Source organism: Acidobacteriota bacterium, from assembly GCA_040752915.1.
In the GTDB taxonomy this organism is placed as follows: Bacteria; Acidobacteriota; UBA4820; order UBA4820; family DSQY01; genus JBFLVU01.
Genome location: JBFMHB010000003.1, coordinates 48,336 through 68,586, shown reverse-complemented (window position 1 = coordinate 68,586; position 20,251 = coordinate 48,336). Strand labels below are relative to the sequence as shown.

The window sequence follows — 20,251 nt, the reverse complement described above, 5'->3', positions numbered from 1 at the left end:
CGCGATGGGCTTTCACCGCGTGGCGCGGAGACGCCGAAATGGACTCCCTAAGGGCCTTCCCCGCCTCCCCTACTTGCCTACTTACCTACTCACCTACTCACCTACTCACTTACTCGCTTACTGTAACGTCTCGTATAGCCTGAGACCTGAGACGTACCACTGAGTAGGGGTGGACCTGGCGCGCAGGGCACATACAGACACGCATTGCGCGGTTCCCTATTAGTCTCATTACATATGAGATTCGTGACACTCGTAGAGGAGCGGTGTGGGCGCGAGTCTCATATAGCGTGAGACCGGGCAGGGCAGTGAGTAGTGCTGAGTACCGGGTGAGTAAGGCCACTGTACTAGTAATTTCAACGGCGGCCACAGTCCGGCCGCTACACGGACGGGCACCACCAGATGACTCGGCCGATGACCGGCGGGTCCACCTGTCGCGGGATGCGGACGTCCTTGAATCCGGTCTGTGCATTTTCCGCGTGGATCACCCATGCATCTTTTCGCGCGGCGAACCACTTCACAGAGGTTCCCTCTTGGAGACGCACCACAACAGGCCGCCCTTGGAGCTGCTCATATGGGCGGATCGCGTCTGGGTGGATATCCACAAGCACCAACCATCGGTCCTGAATCACTGGAGCCATTGAATCCCCCCGCGCCTTCAGGCCATACGTGTGCGCTGGATGCGGGACCAGCGGCTTGATGATCTCAGCCCAATCCGCCACGAGCTCGCGATCCTGTGGGACTGGTTCGCCCAAAGCGAGGAAGCTGGACACAATGGGAATTCGCACCAGGGGATACTGAGGCTCATAGACAGCGGGGGTCTCGTCCACGTGGCCATGGATGATCGGCTGCACCCGCATAGGCCCATAGCCCGCAATCAACCAGGTGAGGTTTACGCCGTACAGCTCGTAGAGCCGGGCCAGTGCAGGAAGAGACAGGAAGCTCCTGCCCGATTCGGCCATCGCAATACTGTTCTTGTCCCCTAGGTCCTCCGACAACTCCCGCATCGATCGGCCCACGGACAGCCGGAACCGCCGCAATCGCTCAGCAAACCCCTGAAGACTCCACTCATAACCACTCAACGACCCCGGGCTTGACTTTGGCATAACGCCGCCTTATACTAAGGTTGACTCCCGCGCTAACGGGAGCACATTAGGAGGACCGCTTGGACCACCTCTTCCTGCCGCTACCATTCACTCTAGCTCGCAAAGCCTACCTCCAACAGGCGATCCGCATCCAATACGGTACCGCCAAACTGTTAGCCTCCGAACTCGGGGTCACGCCGGCCACACTATCCCAGGTCATCTCCGGGGAGTCCCGCTCCGCTCGCATCGAGGCCCGTCTCGCCGAGATCGCCCACATTCCCAGCCACCTCCTCTTCCCAGGCCGGGAAAGGGCCGCATGATGCCCACTCACACCTCCGCCTCCTTTCCTCACAGGGCTCCCGGGAGCGCCACCCGGGGGCCCTCCTTCTCCCCCAGTATGGGGCTCGGAAATCACGGAGTCAATTAGCGAAATCAAGCAGTTACTCAACGTCCACACTAGCGGACGTTAGCAGGAGGGGCGGGGAATGCGAACGCTGGACCAGGTGGTGGCCACCACGATCCGCCGGTACCGGGGCGGCGAGGGCATCGAAGACCTCGCGGACGCCCTCGGCATCAAGCCCGGCATGCTCTACCGCCTCAGTAACCCCCTCGACGAAGAGGCCAGAATCAACAGCAAGCACCTGATCCCCCTCATGGAAAAGACCCGCGACTACAGCATCCTCAAACACATTGCGGCCCGCCTTGGCTTTCTCTGCGTCCGCCTACCCCGGGTGCGCTCCGCCCGCGAGGCGGAGATCGCCGACTACCAGCGCCGCCAAGCCGAGGCCATCCGCGCGCTCCTGGGCTTCTTCGCAGGCGAGCGTGGGCAAGAGGACACCCTCGCCGCGATCCGTGCCGAGCTCGAGGCGGCCGCCGGGTGGGCAAAAGCCGTCGAGAGCCACCAGACCCCCTCCCTCTTCGAGGAGGACCCGGCGTGAGGACTGTGAAAAGTTCCCAATACAGACACTCCATTGGGAACTCCATTAGGAACTCCATTAGGAACCGCCAATGAGACGCCAACATGGAGCGTACACCATGACATGTCAACAGGATGCGCAACAGACCGCTCCGGCCGAAGGGTGGCTCAACCTGCACCTATTGGGAACTTTTGAAGGTATTACATCAAGGGCTGTGAAAAAGAGAATCGCACAAAATCTTTACCCCCCCGACAAGGTCAGGAAGGTCACCTCTGTGGGCTTCGCGGGCTGGACTTACGAGGTCCACTGGACAGCCCTCAGCCCAGACGGTCAGCGCGCCTACCTCGCCCGTAGGGGGGAGACACTGGAGCAAAAGGTCTCCACCGTCCTGGCTACCCAGACAGCCGAGCCGCTCCAGGACGCCCCCCAAGCCGAGGTCCCCGCCGAGACCCTCCAGCGCGCCTCCGGGAAGGCCCTCCGTCAAGCCGCCCACCGCGCCGGCCTGGTCGAGGCATTCCGCGCCTGCCAGACCAAGGCGGAGAAGGTTTCATTTGCGAAACGCCACCATCTCCCCCTATCCTCTATATATAGATGGTCGCGCCGGTACGATGGTACCGCCGCAAGCCTCCTTGCCCCTCCGAAGGCCGGCCGCCGGATGTCCACCACCGCCGCCGCCATCCGCCAGGCGGCGGTAGACCTCTACCTCCGTCCTGAACGGCCCACCCCCGAGCAAGTGCTGCACGCGCTGCGCACGCGCCTTGGTGAAGCCACTCCCTCCCGGGCCACCATCTACCGGTGGCTCACGGATGAGCAGGTCCTCGGCGGCCGCGGGAAGGCCACCTACATCCGGTGGGGGGAGAAGGTCTACCGCGACACTTGCGAGCCGATCCGCCGGCGGGACTGGTCACGCATCCCCGTGAACGGCTGCTGGGTAGGAGACCACCACGAGCTCGACCTCCTCGTCATCCGCCAGGACGGCACCATCGGCCGGCCCTGGCTCACCGCCTGGCAGGACGGGCACAGCCGCGCTATCGTGGGATACACCATCAACCCTCAGCCCAATTCCCTCGAAATCGGCCTGGCGCTCCGCGCCGGGATTCTCCCCACAGAAGACGAGCCCTTCCAGGGAATCCCAGCCAAGGTCTACGTGGACAATGGCAAGGACTACCGCGCCAAACTCCTCAACGGTAGTACCGTCCCCGTCTTCCGCCAGTCTCACGAGGATCCGATCTGGGGGCTCTTCGGGCACCTCGGTATCGCTACCCACTTTTGCGAGCCGTACCACGGGAAATCGAAACCGATCGAGCGCTTCTTTGGGACCCTTGAAAGCGGCTGGCTCTGCCTCATGAAGGGCTACTGCGGGCGGTCACCACAGCACCGCCCCGAGCACCTAGCCGCGGACGTGAAGGCCACCCAGGAGTGGCTCCAATCCAACGGTGCCCGCGGGGAGCGCCGCCTCATGACCTGGTGGGAGATGGAGATCGAGGTCTCCGAGGCCATCCGCGCCTACAACCGCCGCCCGCATTCGCAGATCGGATGGAACCCCGCCACCCAGTCCTACTACACCCCCGCCGAGGTCTACCTCCAAGGCCTCGGCGCCACCGTGCGCCTGCCGGCCCGCGAGGTGATGGACGTCCTGATCCTCCCCTCCGCCACCCGCCAGGTCCGGCAGGACGGGATCCACCTCCATAAGACCCTCTACTGGCACCCCGACCTGGCCCCCCTCATCGGCCAGGAGGTCGAGGTCCGCTACCACCCCCGCGACCTCCGGGAGGTCCTCGTCCTTCGCAAGGGTGCCTTCGCCGCCTGGGCTCAGGCCCAGACGGGCGCCGCCCCCTTCGCCGAGACCGAAGAGGAGACCGAAGAGCTCCGCGCCTTCCTCGCGGGCAATGCCCGAGCCCGCAAGGAGTACCGCGAGAGGCGCGCCGCGCTCCTCGCCGCGAACCCCCTGGCCGCCATGGTCCCAGGTACCCGCGAACTCGCCGCCGCCGGTCAGGTCATCCCCATGCCCCACGTCACCGGCTACGACCGCTCCGTACGCCAGGCCGCCCGCGCGAAGCGGGCGATGGAGAAGCGCCCCAACCCCCCCACGCACGCGCAGAGCGTGGCCGTGGGAGAGCTGATCGTATGGGAATTCCAACGGCAGGCCCAGGCCCACTCACGAAAGGAGGAGTCATGACCGAGACGATGAGCGCGAGAGGAGAGACCGAGGCCCTCATCGGGGAACTCAAATCTCTGATGGCGGCCCGCAACTGGGGCCAGCGCAGACTGGCGGAGATGCTCGGCGTCAGCCAGAGCACCATCTCCCAGTGGCTCCAGGGGAAATACCAAGCCCAGGAGGTCATGGACCGGCGCGTGGCCGAGTTCCTGCACGAGCGCAAATCCGCCGGCGAAGGCGTCGTCGCCGCCGAGGGGTACCGCCTCATCCAAGAGATCGCCACCCAGTGCCTGGAGGAGTGCAAATTCGGCGTGATCCAGGGCAACCCGGGCACGGGCAAAACCAAGGCGCTCCAACTCTTCGCGCAGGAGCACGACCAGGTCGTCTACGTCCGCGCAGATGTGACCACCAACCTCAAGGTCCTCCTGGAGGAACTCGCCCGCGCCGAAGGCGGCGGTCTCACCAACGCGCAGCTCATGCGCGAGGCCAGAGCCCGCTGCAAGGGCCAGCTCGTGATCGTGGACGAGGCCGACCTCCTCCCCGTACGATGCCTCGAAGCCCTGCGCGCCATCTGGGGAGACGGCGGCTGGTGCGGCCTGATCCTCGCCGGGACGCCCAAGCTCGAGCGCCTCCTCCGCAGGGGGCCCCACGCCAACGAGAACCTCGCCCAGCTATACTCGCGCGTCGACTTCAACGCCCTCATCACCAACCCCACCCCCGTGGACCTCGAGCAGTACCTCGACGCCGCCCAGGTCGAGGATCCCGAAGCCCGCCGCATGATCATTGCCGAAGGCACTCGCGGATCGTTCCGCGCCGCCGCCAAACTCCTTAACCAGGCCCGGCGCGTCGCCCGTCTCAACGGCCAACCCACCGTCACCGGCGCCGCCGTCCGCGCGGCCCGCCAGCTCATCATGCCCGCCCACGCGGCCTAATAGAGGAGAGGCCCATGCCAGACCAGACCGGACACACCCCCCGCCCCGAGATCACTCACAGCGAAGCGGCACAGATCGTAGCCGGCTACCGCGCCGACGCCCTGGACGCCCTGAAGCGCGTGAGCGAACTCCACCTCTACGCCGAGCGCAGCAACAACGATGCGGATCTCCGCCAGGCCCTCCTGGCCTGCGAGAACGCCGCCGGCCGGATCCGCCACTACATCTACGTCCGAAACAGCGCCCGCGAGCGCATGGCCTCGACGGCCGACCCGCGGGTGCTCGAAATGAAAGGAGCGTGAGCAGATGGTCAAGAACCCCATGCGTCTCTCTGCCCCGGCCCACCGGGTCACCCCCCAGACTGCCGCGGAGGCCTCCAATGCCATGGGCGAACTGGGCACGGCCATGGCCGAGCGGGCGAGGCTCCAGGCCGAGCTGGATGCGGAAGTGGCCAAGGTGACCGCGAAGTACCAGCCGAAGATCCAGCTCCTTGCCGCCCAGGTGAAGGACCTGGTGGGCGGTCTGCAGACCTGGGCCGAGGCGAACAAGGACGAGCTGACGGCCCAGGGCCGGCGGTCGGTGAACCTCGGCACCGGCGAGCTCGGCTGGCGTCTCAATCCGCCCAAGGTCAGGGTGACGGGGATCGGGAAGGTGATCGAGCTTCTCAAGGCCAAGGGTCTGGAAATGCTCGTGGCCGTCAAAGAGGACATCAACAAGAAGGCCATCCTCGAAGATCCCTCGCAGATCAAGGGCATCAAGGGGCTGGAGATCATTCAGGAGGAGACCTTCTGGGCCAAGCCGGCCTCCGTGGATATGGAGGAGATCGCGTCCTAGCCGAGAGGCCAGGCCGAAACGGGGGGATTGAGTCCCCCCGTCCGCGGGTGAGGCCCGCGCTGAAGAGGCCGACATGAATGGAAATGAGATTGTTCGGCGATTGGCTATGGAGATCCTGCCGCATATTTCCAGACGGGCCTTCCTCGTGGTCCTCGATCGGGAGTCCAAGGATGTGGCCATGCTCCGGCGCCTCCTCCGCGCGGAGGTGAATCTCCGGATGCAAAGCATCCTCGAGAAAACCGAACAGGCCATCAGGGAAACCGAGGCAATACCTCGCGATATCGATCATGTAGATCGCTACCTCGCCGCCCATGACCGCTTTCTCCTGGCGCTCCAGGAGGCGCGCGTCCTGGAGCAGTGGGAAGAGGCCATGGAGGCGAAACTCGACGAGAGCGAATCCATCGATCCTGGAATGATGGAGGCGCCCAGATGAAGGACTGCCAGGCGCTGGCCGCCAGAATACTCGCCGCCCTCCAGGCCTCGGCGAGGCCTCTCAAGCGCCGCGAGCTGGCCGACCTTTGCGGGCCCCATGGATGCAAGGTTACTACCGCAGAGCATCGGATCCGCGAGGCGCTGGACTGGCTCGTGCTCCAAGGGCACCCCATCATGAGCGACGGCTCCTGGTTCATCATCGCCAGCACGCCCGCGCAATTCGAAGCGGGGCTCCGCCTGCGTGAAAAGGCCGTACGCGCGGAAGCGATGAAATTGCGCAAATTGCGCGGGATGCTGCACCGCATGCAATACGCCGAGCGGCCCACCCATCAATCCCTGCCCTTCGAGGTGAACTCATGCCCATGAAGGATCCATCGATCTATGGCCCGAATTGGCAGGAGATCAGTTATGCAGAGAAGGAGCGCGCAGGCTGGCGGTGCGAATGCAGAGGCCAATGCGGGCTGGAGCATGGAAAAAAGGGCGAGCGCTGCCCCGCATTCCAAGGACAGGTGCGCCCATTTGGTAGACGGCCGGTGATTCTGACAGTCCACCATGTCAATCAGATCCCGTGGGACCACCGCAGCGATAACCTCCTGGTTCTCTGCGAGGGCTGTCACAATAGGCTGGACATGCCCATGCGGCAGAAACATGCTCGGGAAACCCGCCGGGCCGCAAAGCGCCTCCAATCGCTCTTCGGAAGTGACCCATGAATAGAGCGCCTTCCCGTTTGGGCCATGCCATGAAGAATCTGGCGATCCTCCTGCTCGCCGCCGCCCTCTCCGGGGACGTTGTCGAAGCCCCGGAGGCCGGCGCCCAACACCGCCGTCCAGCCCCCCTGGAGGCCCTCCAGCCGGCGGGCGAGATCCTTCTCGCCTCCTGGTACGGCCCCGGCTTCCATGGCCGCCCCATGGCCTCAGGCGCTCCCTACGACCAGGACGCTCTCACGTGCGCCAGCCCCTCTCTCCCCCTGGGCGCCCGCGTTCGTGTAGCCCCACTCCTCGGAGGCCCCACCCTCACCCTCACCGTGACGGACCGCGGCCCCTACGTCCCTGGCCGCACTCTCGACGTCAGCCGCGAGGCCGCACGACGCCTGGCGTTCCAGCGCCAGGGCCTCGCCGCCCTCCGAGTGGAGGTGGAAACATGGCCCTGACCGCCCGCATGATCCGGACGATCCACATCGCCAAGGCCAAGACCGGCATGCCCGAGGCCCACTACCGCGCCCTCCTCGAACGCTTCGGGGTGACCAGTTCCACGGACCCACGGCTCCAGCCGCGCGACTACCACGAGATCATGGCGCAGTTCCGGGCGCTCGGGTGGCCCCCGCGCGGGGCCACCGAGCCCGCACAGGGGACCCCAGCCGGCGGTACGCCCGCACAGGTCTATGCCGTCCGGATGCTCGCGAAGACCCATGGCGTGGAGCCCCAACGCCTGGCTGGGATCGTCCAGCGCGTCACCGGCCGCAGTGCCGCCCCGTCCGACCCGCTCCGCTTCTGCGGCCGCCGAGACCTGAGCAAACTCATCCAGGCCCTTACTCGCTGGGCCTGGGACCAGGAAAGCCCTGGATCCAGCACAGGAGGGGAAAATCATGGGACCTGACACCGGCATCCGGCAGCCTCGTATCGAACTCCACGACGCCCTCGAGCGCTTCCGCGCCGGGGGCTACTGGCGGCCCATGCGCGTGGCCGCTATCATGGGATGGAGCCGATCCTACATCTACTGGCACATCGCCCGCGGGGACCTGCGAGCCGAACGGATCGGGCCGCGCGTCCTCCGCATCCACGGCCAGGAAGTCGTGCGGTTCCTCAGCGGCCTGGCATCCGGGGACAGATAACGTCCAACCAGTCCACTCGGCAGTCGTGGGCCCCCCGAGGACCGGGGGGCCCTTTTTTAATAGACCTCGAACCCCCAGGAACCGAGCCGGGCCAGCTTTTTCCCGGTCCGGTAGTCGTAGATCTCGACCCAGGCCAAGCCGCCCTTCAGGGCCGCATAATCCGCGAGGACGGCGCATAACCCCTGCTTGCCGTCCACATTCAGGGCGTTCCAGGTCGCGGGGTCCACATAGACGTAGTGGTCGCCCTCGATTTTTCGCACGACACCATTCGCCAGTAGGCCCGCCACCCGCTGGGAGACCTCTTCATCCGTCAGGGTGGAGCGCTTCGTGGAGCGCGTCGGCTCCGGGGCGCCCGCTGGCGCGCCGACCCGATCTGCCAGGCCGCCGAGCAGTATGAGTAGGAGGCAGCACCCGACTCCCATCGCCAAGATGACCAACCAGGCCGTTCTCGATAAGCAGCCGTGGGAGCGGGTGCGGGTTTCCGGTGGGGTCCCGCCCGCGCCGGCCTGCCCCGACCGTATGCCGGGTGCCGCCAGGTCTCGCCCACGGTGCTTGCAGACCACGGCAGCGTCCTGGATCTCCCCCGCGCAGTATGGGCAGCTCTTCAGGGCCCCCTCCTTCCTGACCGAGCAGGTTGCCTCCGATTCTACCATTCCCCTCGATTGCGTCCAACGAGTCCCAGCCCCGCTTGCCACCGGCCCGAGCCGCGCCCCATCCTGTCTGCAGGGAGGCCGCGCGAATGGGGCAGAACGGGAAGAAGGCGGCGAGACCTGCCTCCGCTCCGGAGGCCCGCCCTCCCCGTATCCACGTGCGGAAACGGCCGCCCGTGTCGGAGGTGCCGCCCCAGGAGCCCAGCAGGACGGGCAGAGGGCGGCTCCTGGAGATCCAGGAGGCGGAGTGGGCCTTCGTGCGGGAGGGCCGCTCCCTGGCCGAGATCGCGCAGGCCCACGGGCGTCCCTACCGCACCATCCAGCAGTGGGCCCAGGCGGGGCTTTGGGAGGCCGCCCGCCGGCAGTTCCTGCTCTCGGACCAGGGGCAGGCCGACATCCTCCAGGAGGAGCTGCGCAAGGTGCTTCTGGATGTGCAGCGCGGCATCCGTCCGCTGACCGCGCCGCTGGCGCACATGATCCTCGTGACGAGCCGCGCCGCCAAGGAGATGCGGGGCGACCGCTACAGCGTGAGCGCCGTGTTCGCGGTCATGAAGGACTTCCTGCGGCACATCCGCGCCGCCCAGCCCGACCTGCTGGACCACCTCGAGCCCCACGTGGAGGCGTTCCTCAAGGCCATGCGGACCGACCTTCTGCCCAAGGGCCCGCCGGCGCGGAAAGGCTGAGCCATGCCGAAATTGACCCCACGCGAGTTCGAAGCCCATCTCGCGGAGACCCTCCAGCTCTGCCGCGAACAGGCTCAGCCCTTCGAGGACCACGGGCCCGCGGCCCGCGCGGCGCGCATGGAGGCGGCGCGGGGCGACCTGCTCGCATTCTGCCTGACCTATCTCCCCCACTATTTTTTCGAGCCGTTCGCCCCGTGGCACAAGGACCTCGCGGCCGCCTGCGAGACCCGCGAGAGGCCCGTCGTCATTGGTTCCATGGCCGGCGGAGGTAAATCGAGCCTCGTCACGATCGGCCTCACCCTGCGTGCAGTCGTGTTCAAGTCGGACCCCTTCGTCGTCGTCGGGTCCCTCACCGAGGATCTTGCGGCGCAGTTCACGGCGCTCGTTAAAATGGAGATCGAGCAGAACGCACGCATCCATCAAGATTTCGGCCCTCTCAAGGGCAGCCTGCGCTGGGAGGACAGGGATTTCGTCACCTCTACGGGTGTGCGCGTCAAGGCCCGGGGCATCGGTCAGCCCTTCAGAGGCCTGCGCTGGCGCCAGCACCGCCCCACGCGGGTCATTCTGGATGACATCGAGGACGAGGACCTCGTGGCCAGCTCCCGCCGCGTCCAGAAAGCGCTCACGTGGCTCCTCGCCACCGTCCTGCCACGCATGACGGCCAAGGGGTGGAGCCTGATCCTGGTGGGGAATGTCATTTCCCGAGCAGGCGTGCTCGGGACCCTGCTGTTCAACCCCGAGCATCGGGAGTGGGAGCGGCGCATCTATCCCGCCGAGGACTCCAGGGGCCGACCCACGTGGCCCGACCGGTACCCAAAGGCGGTCCTGAACCGTCTGAAAACCCTTCTGGGGCTCCCGCGCTACTCGCGGGAATACCTGTGCGCCCCAGTCGACGACACCCATCTCTTCCAGCCGGAGAATACGCAATGGTACCCGCAGACCGTCCTGCCCCGCCTGCGGGATGTGATCGTCTATATCGACCCCAGCGTGACCGAGAGCCGCAAGGGCGATTACAAGGCGATCGTGGGGGTGGGGCTTCTGCCCGGCGACCACCGGGAGCATGTCTGCGCGGCCTGGGTGCGCCATGCCTCGGTGGACGCCATGATCGCGGCGGCCTATAGGATCTGGGAGGCCCTGCATCCGAAGTACTTCGTGCTGGAGGCCAACGGCTTTCAGCGCCTGCTCAAGCGCGATTTCGACGCGGCGGCGCGGGCCAGGGGGTTCGCCCTGCCCATCAAGCTCCGCACCCAGCGCGAGAACAAGGGCGTCCGCATCGAGCGCCTGGTGCCCCTCCACGACGCCGGGGATCTCCTCTTCTGCCGCGAGGTGGGGGACACGCCGCTCCTCCTGGAGCAGATGTACGAGTGGGAACCCCAGGGGTCCGCCAAGGACGACGGCCCTGATGCACTGGCCGGCGCGACCGAGGAGCGCCGTGCCCCCAGGCGGGCGCGGTTCCGCAGCGCAGCGTAGTGAGTACACCGCTGATTCCGCCTTGATTAGCGGGCCGGAGGTCCCCATGAGCGAAGCAAAAAAAACGGCGCGGTTCCGGCCGGCGGGCCGGGTAGTGAACCCCCGGACGGGGCAGGATGACGGGAAGACGCCCGTCACCCATGAGACAAAATACGTCCCGACCCTCGGCAGCCCGGCACGGTACGCGCAGGCGGGCTATCTCGACCCCTGGCTCGGAGCCACCCAGAACGCCCTCGGGTCGAATGTGGGCGGCGCGGAAGTGTCCCCCATCTACGAGCCGACAGATCCCACGCGGCCGAAGGACGACAAAAAGATCCTGGCGCTCAAGGCCTTTCTGGAGGCGGATCCGCGCACCTACAGCACCCCGGAAGAGCGCCTCGAAGCCCTGGCCCTGGATTACCGGATCCAGGGCTACTGCGTCTTCGAGATCGCGCGCGACGCGGACAGGAAGCCATCGGCCTGGTACCACGTCCCCGCAGCGACCATCCGGGTGCATGTGGGGTTCGACCGGTTCGACCAGGTGGACGAGACTGGGCGCGTCATCGGGACATTCGGCGCCTACGCACCAAACGGGCGGCCCGATGGGCGGCCGGAGCTGATGCTCATCCGCCGCTACGATCCGACCGCGAAATACGTGGGGGCCCCTGGCATCGCTCCCCTCCTGGGGACCTTGGAGAGACTGGCCGCCCAGGACGCCTACAACACGAAGCTCCTGCGGCGGGGCGGTGTCACGCCATGGCTCCTGTTCCTGCGGGAGGCCCTAGATGATGAATCGTTTGCGCGCCTGAAGGACTTCTTGAAGCAACTCGAAAGCGGCCCCGAGGCTGATCTCGTGGGCATCCTCGACGGTGTGGGGGAAGGGGCGGACCTGAAGACGCTCGTGGAGGGCGCCGCCGAGATGACGCACACGGAAGGCGAGAAACTCATGCGGGACCGCGTTCTCGCCGTCCAGCAAGTGCCGCCCACAAAGGTCAGCCTGTCGGCCTCCAACTACGCGACCGCCTACCAGGAGGACCAGACCTTCCGCTTCCAGGTCGTCCAGCCGATCCTGCGGCGGCTTCTCAAGCGGCTCTCTGTCGTGGCCAGAGAGATCACGGGTGACGCCGAATACCGCTACACCTTCCGCCAGCAATCCTTGGAGGACTACCTCCAGCTGGTCCAGGCGGAGGACATCCTGATGACCAAGGCGGTCCACACCATCAACGACACCCTCGCGCGGCTCGGGATGCCCGGCATCGGCCCCCTGGGCGACGCGCGGATCGCCTTCACCAACCAGGGGCCCGTTCGGCTGGAGGACCTAGTGAACGGGAATCTCCCGCCCACGCCGGGCCGGATCGTGGACTCGCTCCTCTCCCTTCGCCGGGCCATCGAGGAGGCCCAACGTGCCGCGCCGCCAGCCACTCCGTCCAGCAAGGAGTGACTTCGGCGAGGTCCTTCGGCTGACCGAGCAATGCCTTTGCTGGCTCGGTGTGCTCTCCCCGTCCTCCGTGCGGGCGAAGGGCGGGGCCCCCAAGAGCCAGGTCAAGAGCCTTACGGCCGACCTCAGGCGCATCTGGCAGGCCCTTGAGGACGCTCTGCTCGAGGATGCCGTGTTCGATCAGGCGGGCCACGTGGCGGTAGATGAGGCCGCCATCGAAGCGCTGTGCGCGGCCTTCAGCTCCGAGATCGAACGGGCTCTCACCGCGGCCGTGAAAGACGCCGTGCAGTGGGGGGTGGACGAGGCGGCGGAAGACCTGGGGGTCTCGATCTCCTTCTCGAGCGTGGACGCTTCCCTGCTCGGAGCGCTCCAGGGCCAGGCGGTGACGCTCTGCGAGGCCACCGCCGCAAAAATCAAGGGCGACGTGAAGGGGATCCTCCTGGAATCCGTCCGCCTCGGGGAGACCCTCCCGCAGGCCATCGAGCGCCTCCAGTCGGCCTCCAGTCTGAGCGGCTACGAGGCCGAGCGCATCGCCCGCACGGAGCTGGCCCGCGCCGCCAACGCCGGCCGTCTGGAGGGCTACAAGGACCGCATCTCCCACGTCGTGTGGGTCCTCGGGCCGGCCTATAGAGGCGGGTGCGAGTGCGCCGAGATGGCCGGAGCCTACACGCTCGACGAAGCACGCTCCGTATCTATGCCCCTGCACCCGAACTGCGACTGCTACTGGCGTCCCGCCGCCGCGGACGAGGCCGAGGAAGCGGCCACCGACTAGGGGCTCGCGAGCCTCCGGCGCCCCGGCCCTCCGATTATGTCCAACGTGTCCTAAACCCCCTTGGCAGCGTGCTTTGCGGTCCCCATGCTATAGGGGACAAGGAGTCCACCCCAATGGATCGCGACGCGCGCACCGCCAGCCTGCTCGAACCGCAAAAGCGCTTCTACGCCCTCCGCAATGTCCGGAGGGACGGGGACGCGGTCTGGGCCTACGGGTACGCCACCACCGAGGAAGTGGACTCCTACGATACCGTCTTCGCGCTCTCGGCCACACGAGAGGCCGTGAAGGAATACGACCGCTGGCGTACCCTCCGGGGCATGCACCAGCCCATCGCCGCGGGAACCGTGCCCGTCCTCGAGCTCGACGACAAGGGGCTCTGGATCGGGGCGCGGGTTATCGACGATGCGGAGATCCGCAAGCTCGAAGAAGGCGTGTACAAGGGCTTTTCCATCGGGTTCGAGCCCCGGGACGGCCGCTGGGAGATGCGCGGCGGGCGAGACGTGTTCGTCTTTACGGCGTATGACCTGGTGGAGATCTCCCTCGTGGACCGTAACTCCAACCCCGGTACGCCCGTCCTGCTGTGGCAGCGCAGGGCCATCTACGACCTCGCTCCGGCCACCGCCGACTGGCTCTTCGACAATGTCTCCGACTTCGAGGCCATCCGCGCGAAGGGCGGCGCGGCCTTGCTGGCCGAGGCCTATGCATGGGCCGCCCCCGACGCCGGCGAAGACCCCGCTCGGTACGCGCTCCCCGTGGCGCGCCTGGCCGCCCCCGACGCCGAGCGCCTCACCCTGAACCGGTACGCCGTGCGAGCCGCTCGCGCGGCGCTCGATGGGGGCAGGGACCCCCTTCGCATTCCGGAGGACGAGCGCGCCGCGGTGCGGGCGCGCCTCGCCGCCCTAGACTCGCTGTTCGACCAGACGACGCCCGGCCGCCGGGCGCAGGAGGACACCATGGACGAAACCAAGATCACCAAGGCGGTCGAGACGGCCGTCACCGGTTTTTTCCGCCGGATCTTCGGCGGGGAGCCCAGGGCCGCGGCCCAGAACCAGAACGGCCAGGCCGCCGAGACCCCGGCCAAGGTGCGCGTTCAGGCCGCCGCCCTCGAGGGCGCCGCCGGCCTGCGGGCCGCGATCGAGGCCCTGGGCGAGGCGGGAGCGGAGGTCCTCGGAGCGCTGGACGCGGTGCTCGGCCGCATCGAGGCCGCCCCTCCCACCGCCACGGTCCCGCCGGAGATCCAGGTCATCCAGCAGAGGCTCCAGGCGCTGGAGGACGAGAACAAAGCTCTCCGGAGCTCCCTCGATCAGGCCCTCTCCCAGCGCAGGAGCGCCGATACGGTGCAGGGCGAGAAACCCTTCAAGTCCCGCTACGGCGGGGCCTTCGCGGGCTGAGCCGTCCGGACCGGACGCAAGGAGGACACCATGGACGAACTGCAGCAGCGCATCAACCGGATCCTGGACGCATGGGCCACGCGGTCCTCGATCAACCTCGCCACGGGCGGCCAGGTGCCCGCCGAGAAATTCACCGAGTTCCTCGCCACATCGGGCGCCGAGGGCACGCCCCTCCTGGCATCCATCCAGGCCGCCGGCGGGTTCCTCATCCGCAACGGCGATCCCATCAAGATCCCAACCCTCGGGCTCGCGAGCCGTCAGCTCCAGAAGGCCACGAAGGCCACGGCGCCCGGTACGGTGGTCTCCTTCACCACGGGCGAGGCGAGCATCTCCACCACCGAGGTGATCTACCCCGTGGACCTGGACTACCAGGACTACGAGGACGCCATCGGCCGCATGCCCACCGAGCTGGGCGAAGCCGCCGCCAACGAATACCTCGACCAGGTCACGGGCGACCTGGTCATGAAGGCCGTCGCGCGGGACCTCCAGGATCTGCTCCTCAACGGGGACACGGCCTCGGGCACCACGTTCCTCCAGACCTTCGACGGCGCGATCAAGCTCATCACGGCCGGGGGCACCCACTACAACCCGGCCGTGGCCCAGACCATCAAGGAGTTCATGCGGGGGCTCTACATGGCCTCCTCGGCGAACCTCAAGGCCCAGAAGGGGGACCTCGCCTTCTGGCTGGCCCCGACGGACTTCGCCGACCTCTGGGATCTCTACGACCAGCGCAACACGAGCCTCGGCGACGCGGCCCTCACCGAGGACCGGGAGGGTGGGCTCCGCTACCACGGTGTGCCCGTCTTCGAGTGCGACCACCTCCCCGACCACAAGGCTCTGCTCGCGAAGAAGAACTTCGCGTACATCGGCTTCCGCCGCAACTGGACCGTCGAGAAGCAGCGCCAGCCGCGCAAGCGCGTCGTCGAGATGACGGTCACGGCCCGCGTCGGCCACGCCGAGGTCCTCAACTACGTGATCCTCGGCACCCGCACTGTGTAGCTCCTCTCTTCGCGAGGGCCGGGGGGCCCTGGGCCAGCCCCCCGGCCCGATTTCTCCGGCCCGGAGGACCCGATGGCGAAGAAATCCGACAAGAGCCTCGTGAAGATCAGACTCAAGGCGCTGGGCGAACTCAGCCCTGTCACTGGGGGCGTGATGCTTCGCCAGGGCGATGTGATCGAAGTGGAGCCCGAGGTGGCCCAGGCCGCCCTCGCATCGGGCCGGTGGGAAGAGCCGGCTCCCGTGGCCCCAGCAACCGAGGAGCCGAATCAGGCCTAATCGCCGTCGGATCGGGGGTGTACTCGCCCCCGATCACCCCACTGGGGAGGTCCGATCATGGCCTACGCCACCGCCGACGAACTGGCCGCCAGGCTAACCCGGGACGGGGTCTCCTCCATCCCCTCCGGCGAAGTGCTGAGCGGCCTGCTCGAGGACGCGAAGGACCTCATCGACGGCTGGTGCCAGAGGGACTTCGACGACCACCCCGACGACACGGTGGCCCTCGACGGGAACGGACTCGATGAGATCCTCCTCCCCGTCTCCCCCCTCCGCTCCGTCTCCGCCGTCTCCGTGGACGGGACGGCCCTCACCGCCGCCGAGCTCGCCGAGCTCGAGGTGCTCTCCCATGGGTGTCTGCGGGGCTACACCTGGCTCCGGGACGCCCGCGTCGTCGTCATCTGCACGTGGGGCTACGCGACACCGCCCGAGAAGGTGAAACGGGCGTGCCTCCTCCTGGCCAGCCGCCTCCACCGCCACAAGGGCGTCCGCGAGAAGGCCGCCCAGGGCCTGCGGTCCCAGAGCGTCGAGGGTGTCTCCATCAGCCTCGACCCGCAGGACATGGACCGCGACCTGGGCCTTCTGCTGAAGCCCTACCGCCGCCGCGGGGCCTGCGCATGATGACCGCCGACGTGTTCACCGACACGGCCACCCTCCGCACGCGGACCCAGACGGGGACCAACGACCTGGGCGAGCCCACCTTCAGCGATTCCGACCGGACCCTCACGGGCCTGCTCGTGCGCCGCCTGCGCCAGCACTGGACCGAGCTGGGCCTCGTGGGCACGGTGGACGCCGTGTTCCTGACCACCGAAACGATCGCCGAGATCCCCGCCGGCGCCGTGCTCGTCGCCGAAGGCGTGACCTACCGCCGCGTGGCCCTCAACCGCCGCGCGGACCTGTGGGGCGACGACGGTGTGACCCGCCTGATCCTTGAGGAGGCCGGGGCATGAGCGACCTGCTGGCCCGCTTCCGCGACGCCCTGTCCCGCCGCGCCTTCGCCGCGGTGGACCGCGTCGCCCTCGACATGGAGCGCGTGGCCATCGAGAAGGCCCCCAAAAGTCTGGGCCAGCTCCAGGGCCGCATTCACGGAAAGGCCGACCAGGAGGGAGACGTGATCCGCGCCACCCTGCGGTGCGACAGCCCATACGGGCGCTACGTCGAAGAGGGCACCGGCCCCGCCGTCGGCCACGACCGCTACATGCCCCCGCCGGGCGCGCTCCGCCTGTGGGTCCAACGCACCGTCCGCCCCGCCTCCACGAACGCCGACGCGGAGGCGACGCTCACCGCGGTCGAGAACGCCATCCGCTGGAAAATCTACATGAAAGGCACCCGGCCTCAGCCCTTCATCGCACCGGCCGCCGAGCAGGGCCGAAAGGCCTTTCGCGCGGCCCTCGTGGGGGCGGTGCGCCAGGCCGTAAAGGAGGCGCTCCATGGCTAACGCCGCCGTGCTCGCCTCCATCCGGACATGGCTCCTGGCGTCCGCCGGCGTCGCGGCCCTCGTGGGCGCGCGCATCCACGTCAGCCGCGCCGACGTGTCCGGCGTGGTGCCCGCCCTCGCCCTCGAGCTCGGGGGCGGATCCGGTGCGCTGAACCCGGGCATCGACCAGGTCGAGATCCGCGTGAACGCCTGGTCCTCGGTGTCCTGGTCCGAGGCCCTCGCGGCCCTCGACGCGGCGGCCGACGCCCTTCGGAACAAGACCTTCCGCGACGGGCTCCCGGCGCCAGCGCTCTCCGTGATCCGCGTGGGGGCCCCCTCGCAAATCAGCGATCAAACGTACTTCCACGCCCAACTGAGCGTCACCGTGCTCGCCCGGGGAGGGGCCTGACCATGCGCCGCGCCCGTTGCCTCTTCGCCCTCCTGCTGGCCCTCGGCGTCGCCGTCCTGGGCGCGGACTACGTGAGCGTGACCTACACCGTCGCGCGGCCCGATGGGACGATCCCCGCGTCGGTCCCCGGCGCGACCCTGTCCGTGACCTGGCAGGCCAACCCGGACCCCGCCTACCTGACAGGGCCGCAAACGCCCGCCTACAGCGCGGCCACGGGCGTCTTGACCTGGTCCGTCCCCGAGGACTGCCAGGTCCGCGTCGTCGTCCCGAACACCCCCCTCTCCGCGGGGGTTACCTACAGCGTCGGGACGGCCGCCGTGGACCTGAACACGGCCGTCCCCGCCGCGCCTGAACCCGAGCCCTCCTGGTCGGAGCTGCTCGTGCCCTACGCCGGTGCCACCGGCGATGTGGACATAGGGTGGTACGACCTAGTGGGGCGCACGCTCGCCCTGCGCTCCACGGTGGCTCCAGTGGTGTCCGCGGGCACCGTCGCGGCCGAAGGCGCGGGGCCCCTCACGGGTGCCTACTCGTGGGGCGTCACGTATGTGACGGCTACGGGAGAGTCGGCCATGGGGTACGGGGGCGCGGGGTGGACCGCGACGCTCGCCGGGGAATCCGCGCGCCTCTCCGGGATCCCCACGGGCTCCTCCGAGGTGACGGCCCGCCGGATCTACCGCACCCTCGCCGGAAGCCCGTACCCCTACTACCTCGTGGGCACACTCGCCGACAACACCACGACCACCTACCTCGACGCCGTGGCCGACGGGGCGCTCGGCGCGGTCATCAACGTGGCGGGCACGACAGGCGGGGGCATCCACCTGAACGGGCTCCCGCTTGTGCTGGCCACGCCGGACCTGATCTCCATCGGGCCGGGCCACGGAACAGCCCCCCAGGTCGAAGGGAACATCTGGATCGGGCAGAACATCGCGCCCGGCGTGACCACCGCCCACCAGACCACCGTCGTGGGCTCCGGTGGGGCGGGCGGCCACATCACCACCGCCGCCGGCGATTCGTACTTCGGCTCGGGCGCCGGCGCCAACCACGTCTCCGGCAACCGGAACGCCTGGGGCGGCCTGAATGCCTTCTGGTCCAACGTCTCCGGGGCCTACAACACCGGTTGGGGCGCATGGACGGGATTCCAGAACCTCGGCTGGGGCAATACCTTCCTCGGCTACGAGGCGGGGTACAGCACCATCGGGGACTCCAATCTCGCGATCACCGTCTCCGATGCGCTCGGGAACGTCTACCCCATGATCTCCGGCAACGGCGCCGGCAATACCCTCACCTTCCATCGGCCCAGCTATTTCTCGGTGGGGTCGTTCAGTACGATTACCGCCACTAGCATCTCGACCACATCGCTCACCGTGAATGGGGTGAGCCTCCCCCAGACGATCCCCACCTTCGAAGGGGGCGCGACGCCTGGCCTAGTGCCCCCGAGCGGGGATGGCACGGCGTTATACCTCCGCGAGGACGGTACATGGGGGACCCCGTCACTGGCCCCGACTGGGGCGTATCTAAACCAGGTGCAGGTGTGGCCGGTGAGTCAGACATTTAACGTGTTCGCGGTGTCCACCGTGGAGGTCCCTGATGGCTACACCGCCGCGACATGGAGCGCGGCGGGCACCGCGGTGTCCGGGAGCGCCTCGCGGTGGATCAAGGCCATATCGGTGATTGGCGCCGTGCCTACTGGGCAGGCTGTGGTGGTAATAGTGGGGCATGTCCGGTACGAGCTGATTTCCGGGATACATTTCTACAGCCACTACCAGGATATAGGAGACGGTTCCTGGCTCATGGACCTTGAGGGGACGGCGGCGGGGGTGGCCACGGCCATCAATGCGCACTGCCCCGGCGTCTACGCCGTTGCGTCCAGATCCACTATCCTGATCACGCGCGGCAAAGGGGTCCCCACCGCGACGTTCAGCTACGCGGGCACCACGGTGGCGGGCACGTCTGCGCCCTACAGCCTGGCTATCGGGGACGATATCCCCGCCGTGCTGGCCGGCCCATGGGTCTTTCAGGGGCCATTGACAGCCGCCGGGGGGTTGCTACTGGGGGCGCCCACCTCCACACCCCTGACGGTCGGCATCGCCACCGTGGATGCGCGCGCGTGCTCATTCGTGCGGATCCCTGCCAGCACAACCGCCCGCTCCGTGGCCGGGATCCTTGGTGGTGCGCCGGGGAAAATCCTCGTCCTGACGTTCGAGGACGCGGTAACCAGCGTGGCGGACGCTGGGGCCGCCGGGTGGGTCAACCTGAACGGCACCTTCAGCTCTAGCGTGGGGGCCACTCTGGTGCTGATCAGCGACGGTGCGCAATGGCGGGAACTGTCCCGCTCGGTGAATTGAGGAGGCGCGTATGCGGCGGCTCGCACTGGTGTGGCTAGCATTGCTGTTGACAGCTCGTGTTTATGGGCAGGTGACCATGACCCTGAGCAAATCAGGGGGGGATGTCGTGCTCACATGGGCTGGGGGCGCCGGCCCATACACGGTCACGAGGGCCACCCACCCGAACATGCTGGTCGATCGGACCACCCTCACTACATTAGGGACCTCGCCCTACACGGATGTGGCCCCGCCCGCGAACAGCT

General features: G+C 67.6%; 25 protein-coding genes. 23 read left to right on the top strand and 2 right to left on the bottom strand.

The annotated features are described in order from the left end of the window. Positions 1–377: 377 nt before the first annotated feature. A complete protein-coding gene (locus AB1824_01405) occupies positions 378–959 on the bottom strand; it encodes a S24 family peptidase (protein ID MEW5763606.1) in 582 nt (193 codons plus the stop codon). Positions 960–1,162: 203 nt separating this feature from the next. Here AB1824_01405 and AB1824_01400 point away from each other — a divergent pair, with 203 nt between their 5' ends. From AB1824_01400 to AB1824_01350, 11 genes are all read left to right on the top strand, one after another. Beyond that, entirely contained in the window at positions 1,163–1,402 is a 240-nt protein-coding gene (locus AB1824_01400; GenBank protein MEW5763605.1) for a hypothetical protein, read from the top strand. Between the two features lie 165 nt (positions 1,403–1,567). Then, positions 1,568–2,020 carry a phage regulatory CII family protein gene (locus tag AB1824_01395; GenBank protein MEW5763604.1) on the top strand — a complete coding sequence of 151 codons (453 nt, stop codon included), beginning with the start codon at positions 1,568–1,570 and terminating at the stop codon, positions 2,018–2,020. Positions 2,021–2,273: 253 nt separating this feature from the next. Then, a complete protein-coding gene (locus tag AB1824_01390; protein ID MEW5763603.1) occupies positions 2,274–4,178 on the top strand; it encodes a Mu transposase C-terminal domain-containing protein in 1,905 nt (634 codons plus the stop codon). Beyond that, complete coding sequence (locus AB1824_01385) at positions 4,175–5,089, top strand: AAA family ATPase (protein ID MEW5763602.1); 915 nt, start codon at positions 4,175–4,177, stop codon at positions 5,087–5,089. The genes AB1824_01390 and AB1824_01385 overlap by 4 nt, the downstream gene beginning before the upstream one ends. A gap of 14 nt (positions 5,090–5,103) precedes the next feature. After that, positions 5,104–5,388 (top strand): hypothetical protein, encoded by a 285-nt coding sequence (locus AB1824_01380; protein MEW5763601.1) that lies wholly within the window; start codon positions 5,104–5,106, stop codon positions 5,386–5,388. A gap of 4 nt (positions 5,389–5,392) precedes the next feature. Beyond that, entirely contained in the window at positions 5,393–5,920 is a 528-nt protein-coding gene (locus AB1824_01375; protein ID MEW5763600.1) for a host-nuclease inhibitor Gam family protein, read from the top strand. A gap of 73 nt (positions 5,921–5,993) precedes the next feature. Beyond that, positions 5,994–6,353, top strand: a complete 360-nt coding sequence (locus tag AB1824_01370; GenBank protein MEW5763599.1) for a hypothetical protein — start codon at positions 5,994–5,996, stop codon at positions 6,351–6,353. After that, positions 6,350–6,718 carry a hypothetical protein gene (locus AB1824_01365; protein MEW5763598.1) on the top strand — a complete coding sequence of 123 codons (369 nt, stop codon included), beginning with the start codon at positions 6,350–6,352 and terminating at the stop codon, positions 6,716–6,718. The genes AB1824_01370 and AB1824_01365 overlap by 4 nt, the downstream gene beginning before the upstream one ends. Positions 6,719–7,058: 340 nt before the next feature. After that, positions 7,059–7,502, top strand: a complete 444-nt coding sequence (locus AB1824_01360) for a septal ring lytic transglycosylase RlpA family protein (protein MEW5763597.1) — start codon at positions 7,059–7,061, stop codon at positions 7,500–7,502. Next, positions 7,493–7,948, top strand: a complete 456-nt coding sequence (locus tag AB1824_01355; protein ID MEW5763596.1) for a regulatory protein GemA — start codon at positions 7,493–7,495, stop codon at positions 7,946–7,948. Before AB1824_01360 ends, AB1824_01355 begins: the two co-directional genes overlap by 10 nt. Next, positions 7,938–8,183 (top strand): hypothetical protein, encoded by a 246-nt coding sequence (locus AB1824_01350; protein MEW5763595.1) that lies wholly within the window; start codon positions 7,938–7,940, stop codon positions 8,181–8,183. The genes AB1824_01355 and AB1824_01350 overlap by 11 nt, the downstream gene beginning before the upstream one ends. Before the next feature lie 56 nt (positions 8,184–8,239). Here the strand turns inward: AB1824_01350 and AB1824_01345 are convergent, their stop codons facing one another. Further along, positions 8,240–8,611 carry a hypothetical protein gene (locus AB1824_01345; protein ID MEW5763594.1) on the bottom strand — a complete coding sequence of 124 codons (372 nt, stop codon included), beginning with the start codon at positions 8,609–8,611 and terminating at the stop codon, positions 8,240–8,242. 311 nt (positions 8,612–8,922) lie between these two features. On the opposite strand from AB1824_01345, the gene AB1824_01340 reads away from it, so the two are divergent. The 12 genes from AB1824_01340 to AB1824_01285 all read left to right on the top strand — a co-directional run bounded on the left by AB1824_01340 (position 8,923) and on the right by AB1824_01285 (position 20,009). Continuing rightward, positions 8,923–9,516 carry a hypothetical protein gene (locus tag AB1824_01340; GenBank protein ID MEW5763593.1) on the top strand — a complete coding sequence of 198 codons (594 nt, stop codon included), beginning with the start codon at positions 8,923–8,925 and terminating at the stop codon, positions 9,514–9,516. Between the two features lie 3 nt (positions 9,517–9,519). Continuing rightward, a complete protein-coding gene (locus AB1824_01335; protein ID MEW5763592.1) occupies positions 9,520–10,986 on the top strand; it encodes a hypothetical protein in 1,467 nt (488 codons plus the stop codon). A 46-nt stretch (positions 10,987–11,032) separates the two neighbouring features. Next, positions 11,033–12,406: a phage portal protein gene (locus AB1824_01330; GenBank protein MEW5763591.1), complete on the top strand. Its 1,374-nt coding sequence runs from the start codon at positions 11,033–11,035 to the stop codon at positions 12,404–12,406. Continuing rightward, positions 12,369–13,175 (top strand): hypothetical protein, encoded by an 807-nt coding sequence (locus AB1824_01325; GenBank protein MEW5763590.1) that lies wholly within the window; start codon positions 12,369–12,371, stop codon positions 13,173–13,175. The genes AB1824_01330 and AB1824_01325 overlap by 38 nt, the downstream gene beginning before the upstream one ends. A 113-nt stretch (positions 13,176–13,288) precedes the next feature. Further along, the gene (locus AB1824_01320) at positions 13,289–14,566 is read left to right on the top strand and encodes an HK97 family phage prohead protease (protein MEW5763589.1); all 1,278 of its coding nucleotides are present in this window, start codon (positions 13,289–13,291) and stop codon (positions 14,564–14,566) included. Between the two features lie 30 nt (positions 14,567–14,596). Beyond that, positions 14,597–15,565: a hypothetical protein gene (locus AB1824_01315; GenBank protein MEW5763588.1), complete on the top strand. Its 969-nt coding sequence runs from the start codon at positions 14,597–14,599 to the stop codon at positions 15,563–15,565. Between the two features lie 72 nt (positions 15,566–15,637). Further along, complete coding sequence (locus AB1824_01310) at positions 15,638–15,841, top strand: hypothetical protein (GenBank protein ID MEW5763587.1); 204 nt, start codon at positions 15,638–15,640, stop codon at positions 15,839–15,841. Between the two features lie 57 nt (positions 15,842–15,898). Next, complete coding sequence (locus tag AB1824_01305; protein MEW5763586.1) at positions 15,899–16,459, top strand: hypothetical protein; 561 nt, start codon at positions 15,899–15,901, stop codon at positions 16,457–16,459. Continuing rightward, complete coding sequence (locus AB1824_01300; GenBank protein ID MEW5763585.1) at positions 16,456–16,788, top strand: hypothetical protein; 333 nt, start codon at positions 16,456–16,458, stop codon at positions 16,786–16,788. Before AB1824_01305 ends, AB1824_01300 begins: the two co-directional genes overlap by 4 nt. Continuing rightward, positions 16,785–17,276 carry a hypothetical protein gene (locus AB1824_01295; GenBank protein ID MEW5763584.1) on the top strand — a complete coding sequence of 164 codons (492 nt, stop codon included), beginning with the start codon at positions 16,785–16,787 and terminating at the stop codon, positions 17,274–17,276. The genes AB1824_01300 and AB1824_01295 overlap by 4 nt, the downstream gene beginning before the upstream one ends. After that, positions 17,269–17,664, top strand: coding sequence for a DUF3168 domain-containing protein (locus AB1824_01290; GenBank protein ID MEW5763583.1), 396 nt, complete (start codon positions 17,269–17,271; stop codon positions 17,662–17,664). The genes AB1824_01295 and AB1824_01290 overlap by 8 nt, the downstream gene beginning before the upstream one ends. A 2-nt stretch (positions 17,665–17,666) precedes the next feature. Beyond that, positions 17,667–20,009: a hypothetical protein gene (locus tag AB1824_01285; protein MEW5763582.1), complete on the top strand. Its 2,343-nt coding sequence runs from the start codon at positions 17,667–17,669 to the stop codon at positions 20,007–20,009. The last annotated feature ends 242 nt before the right edge of the window (positions 20,010–20,251 follow it).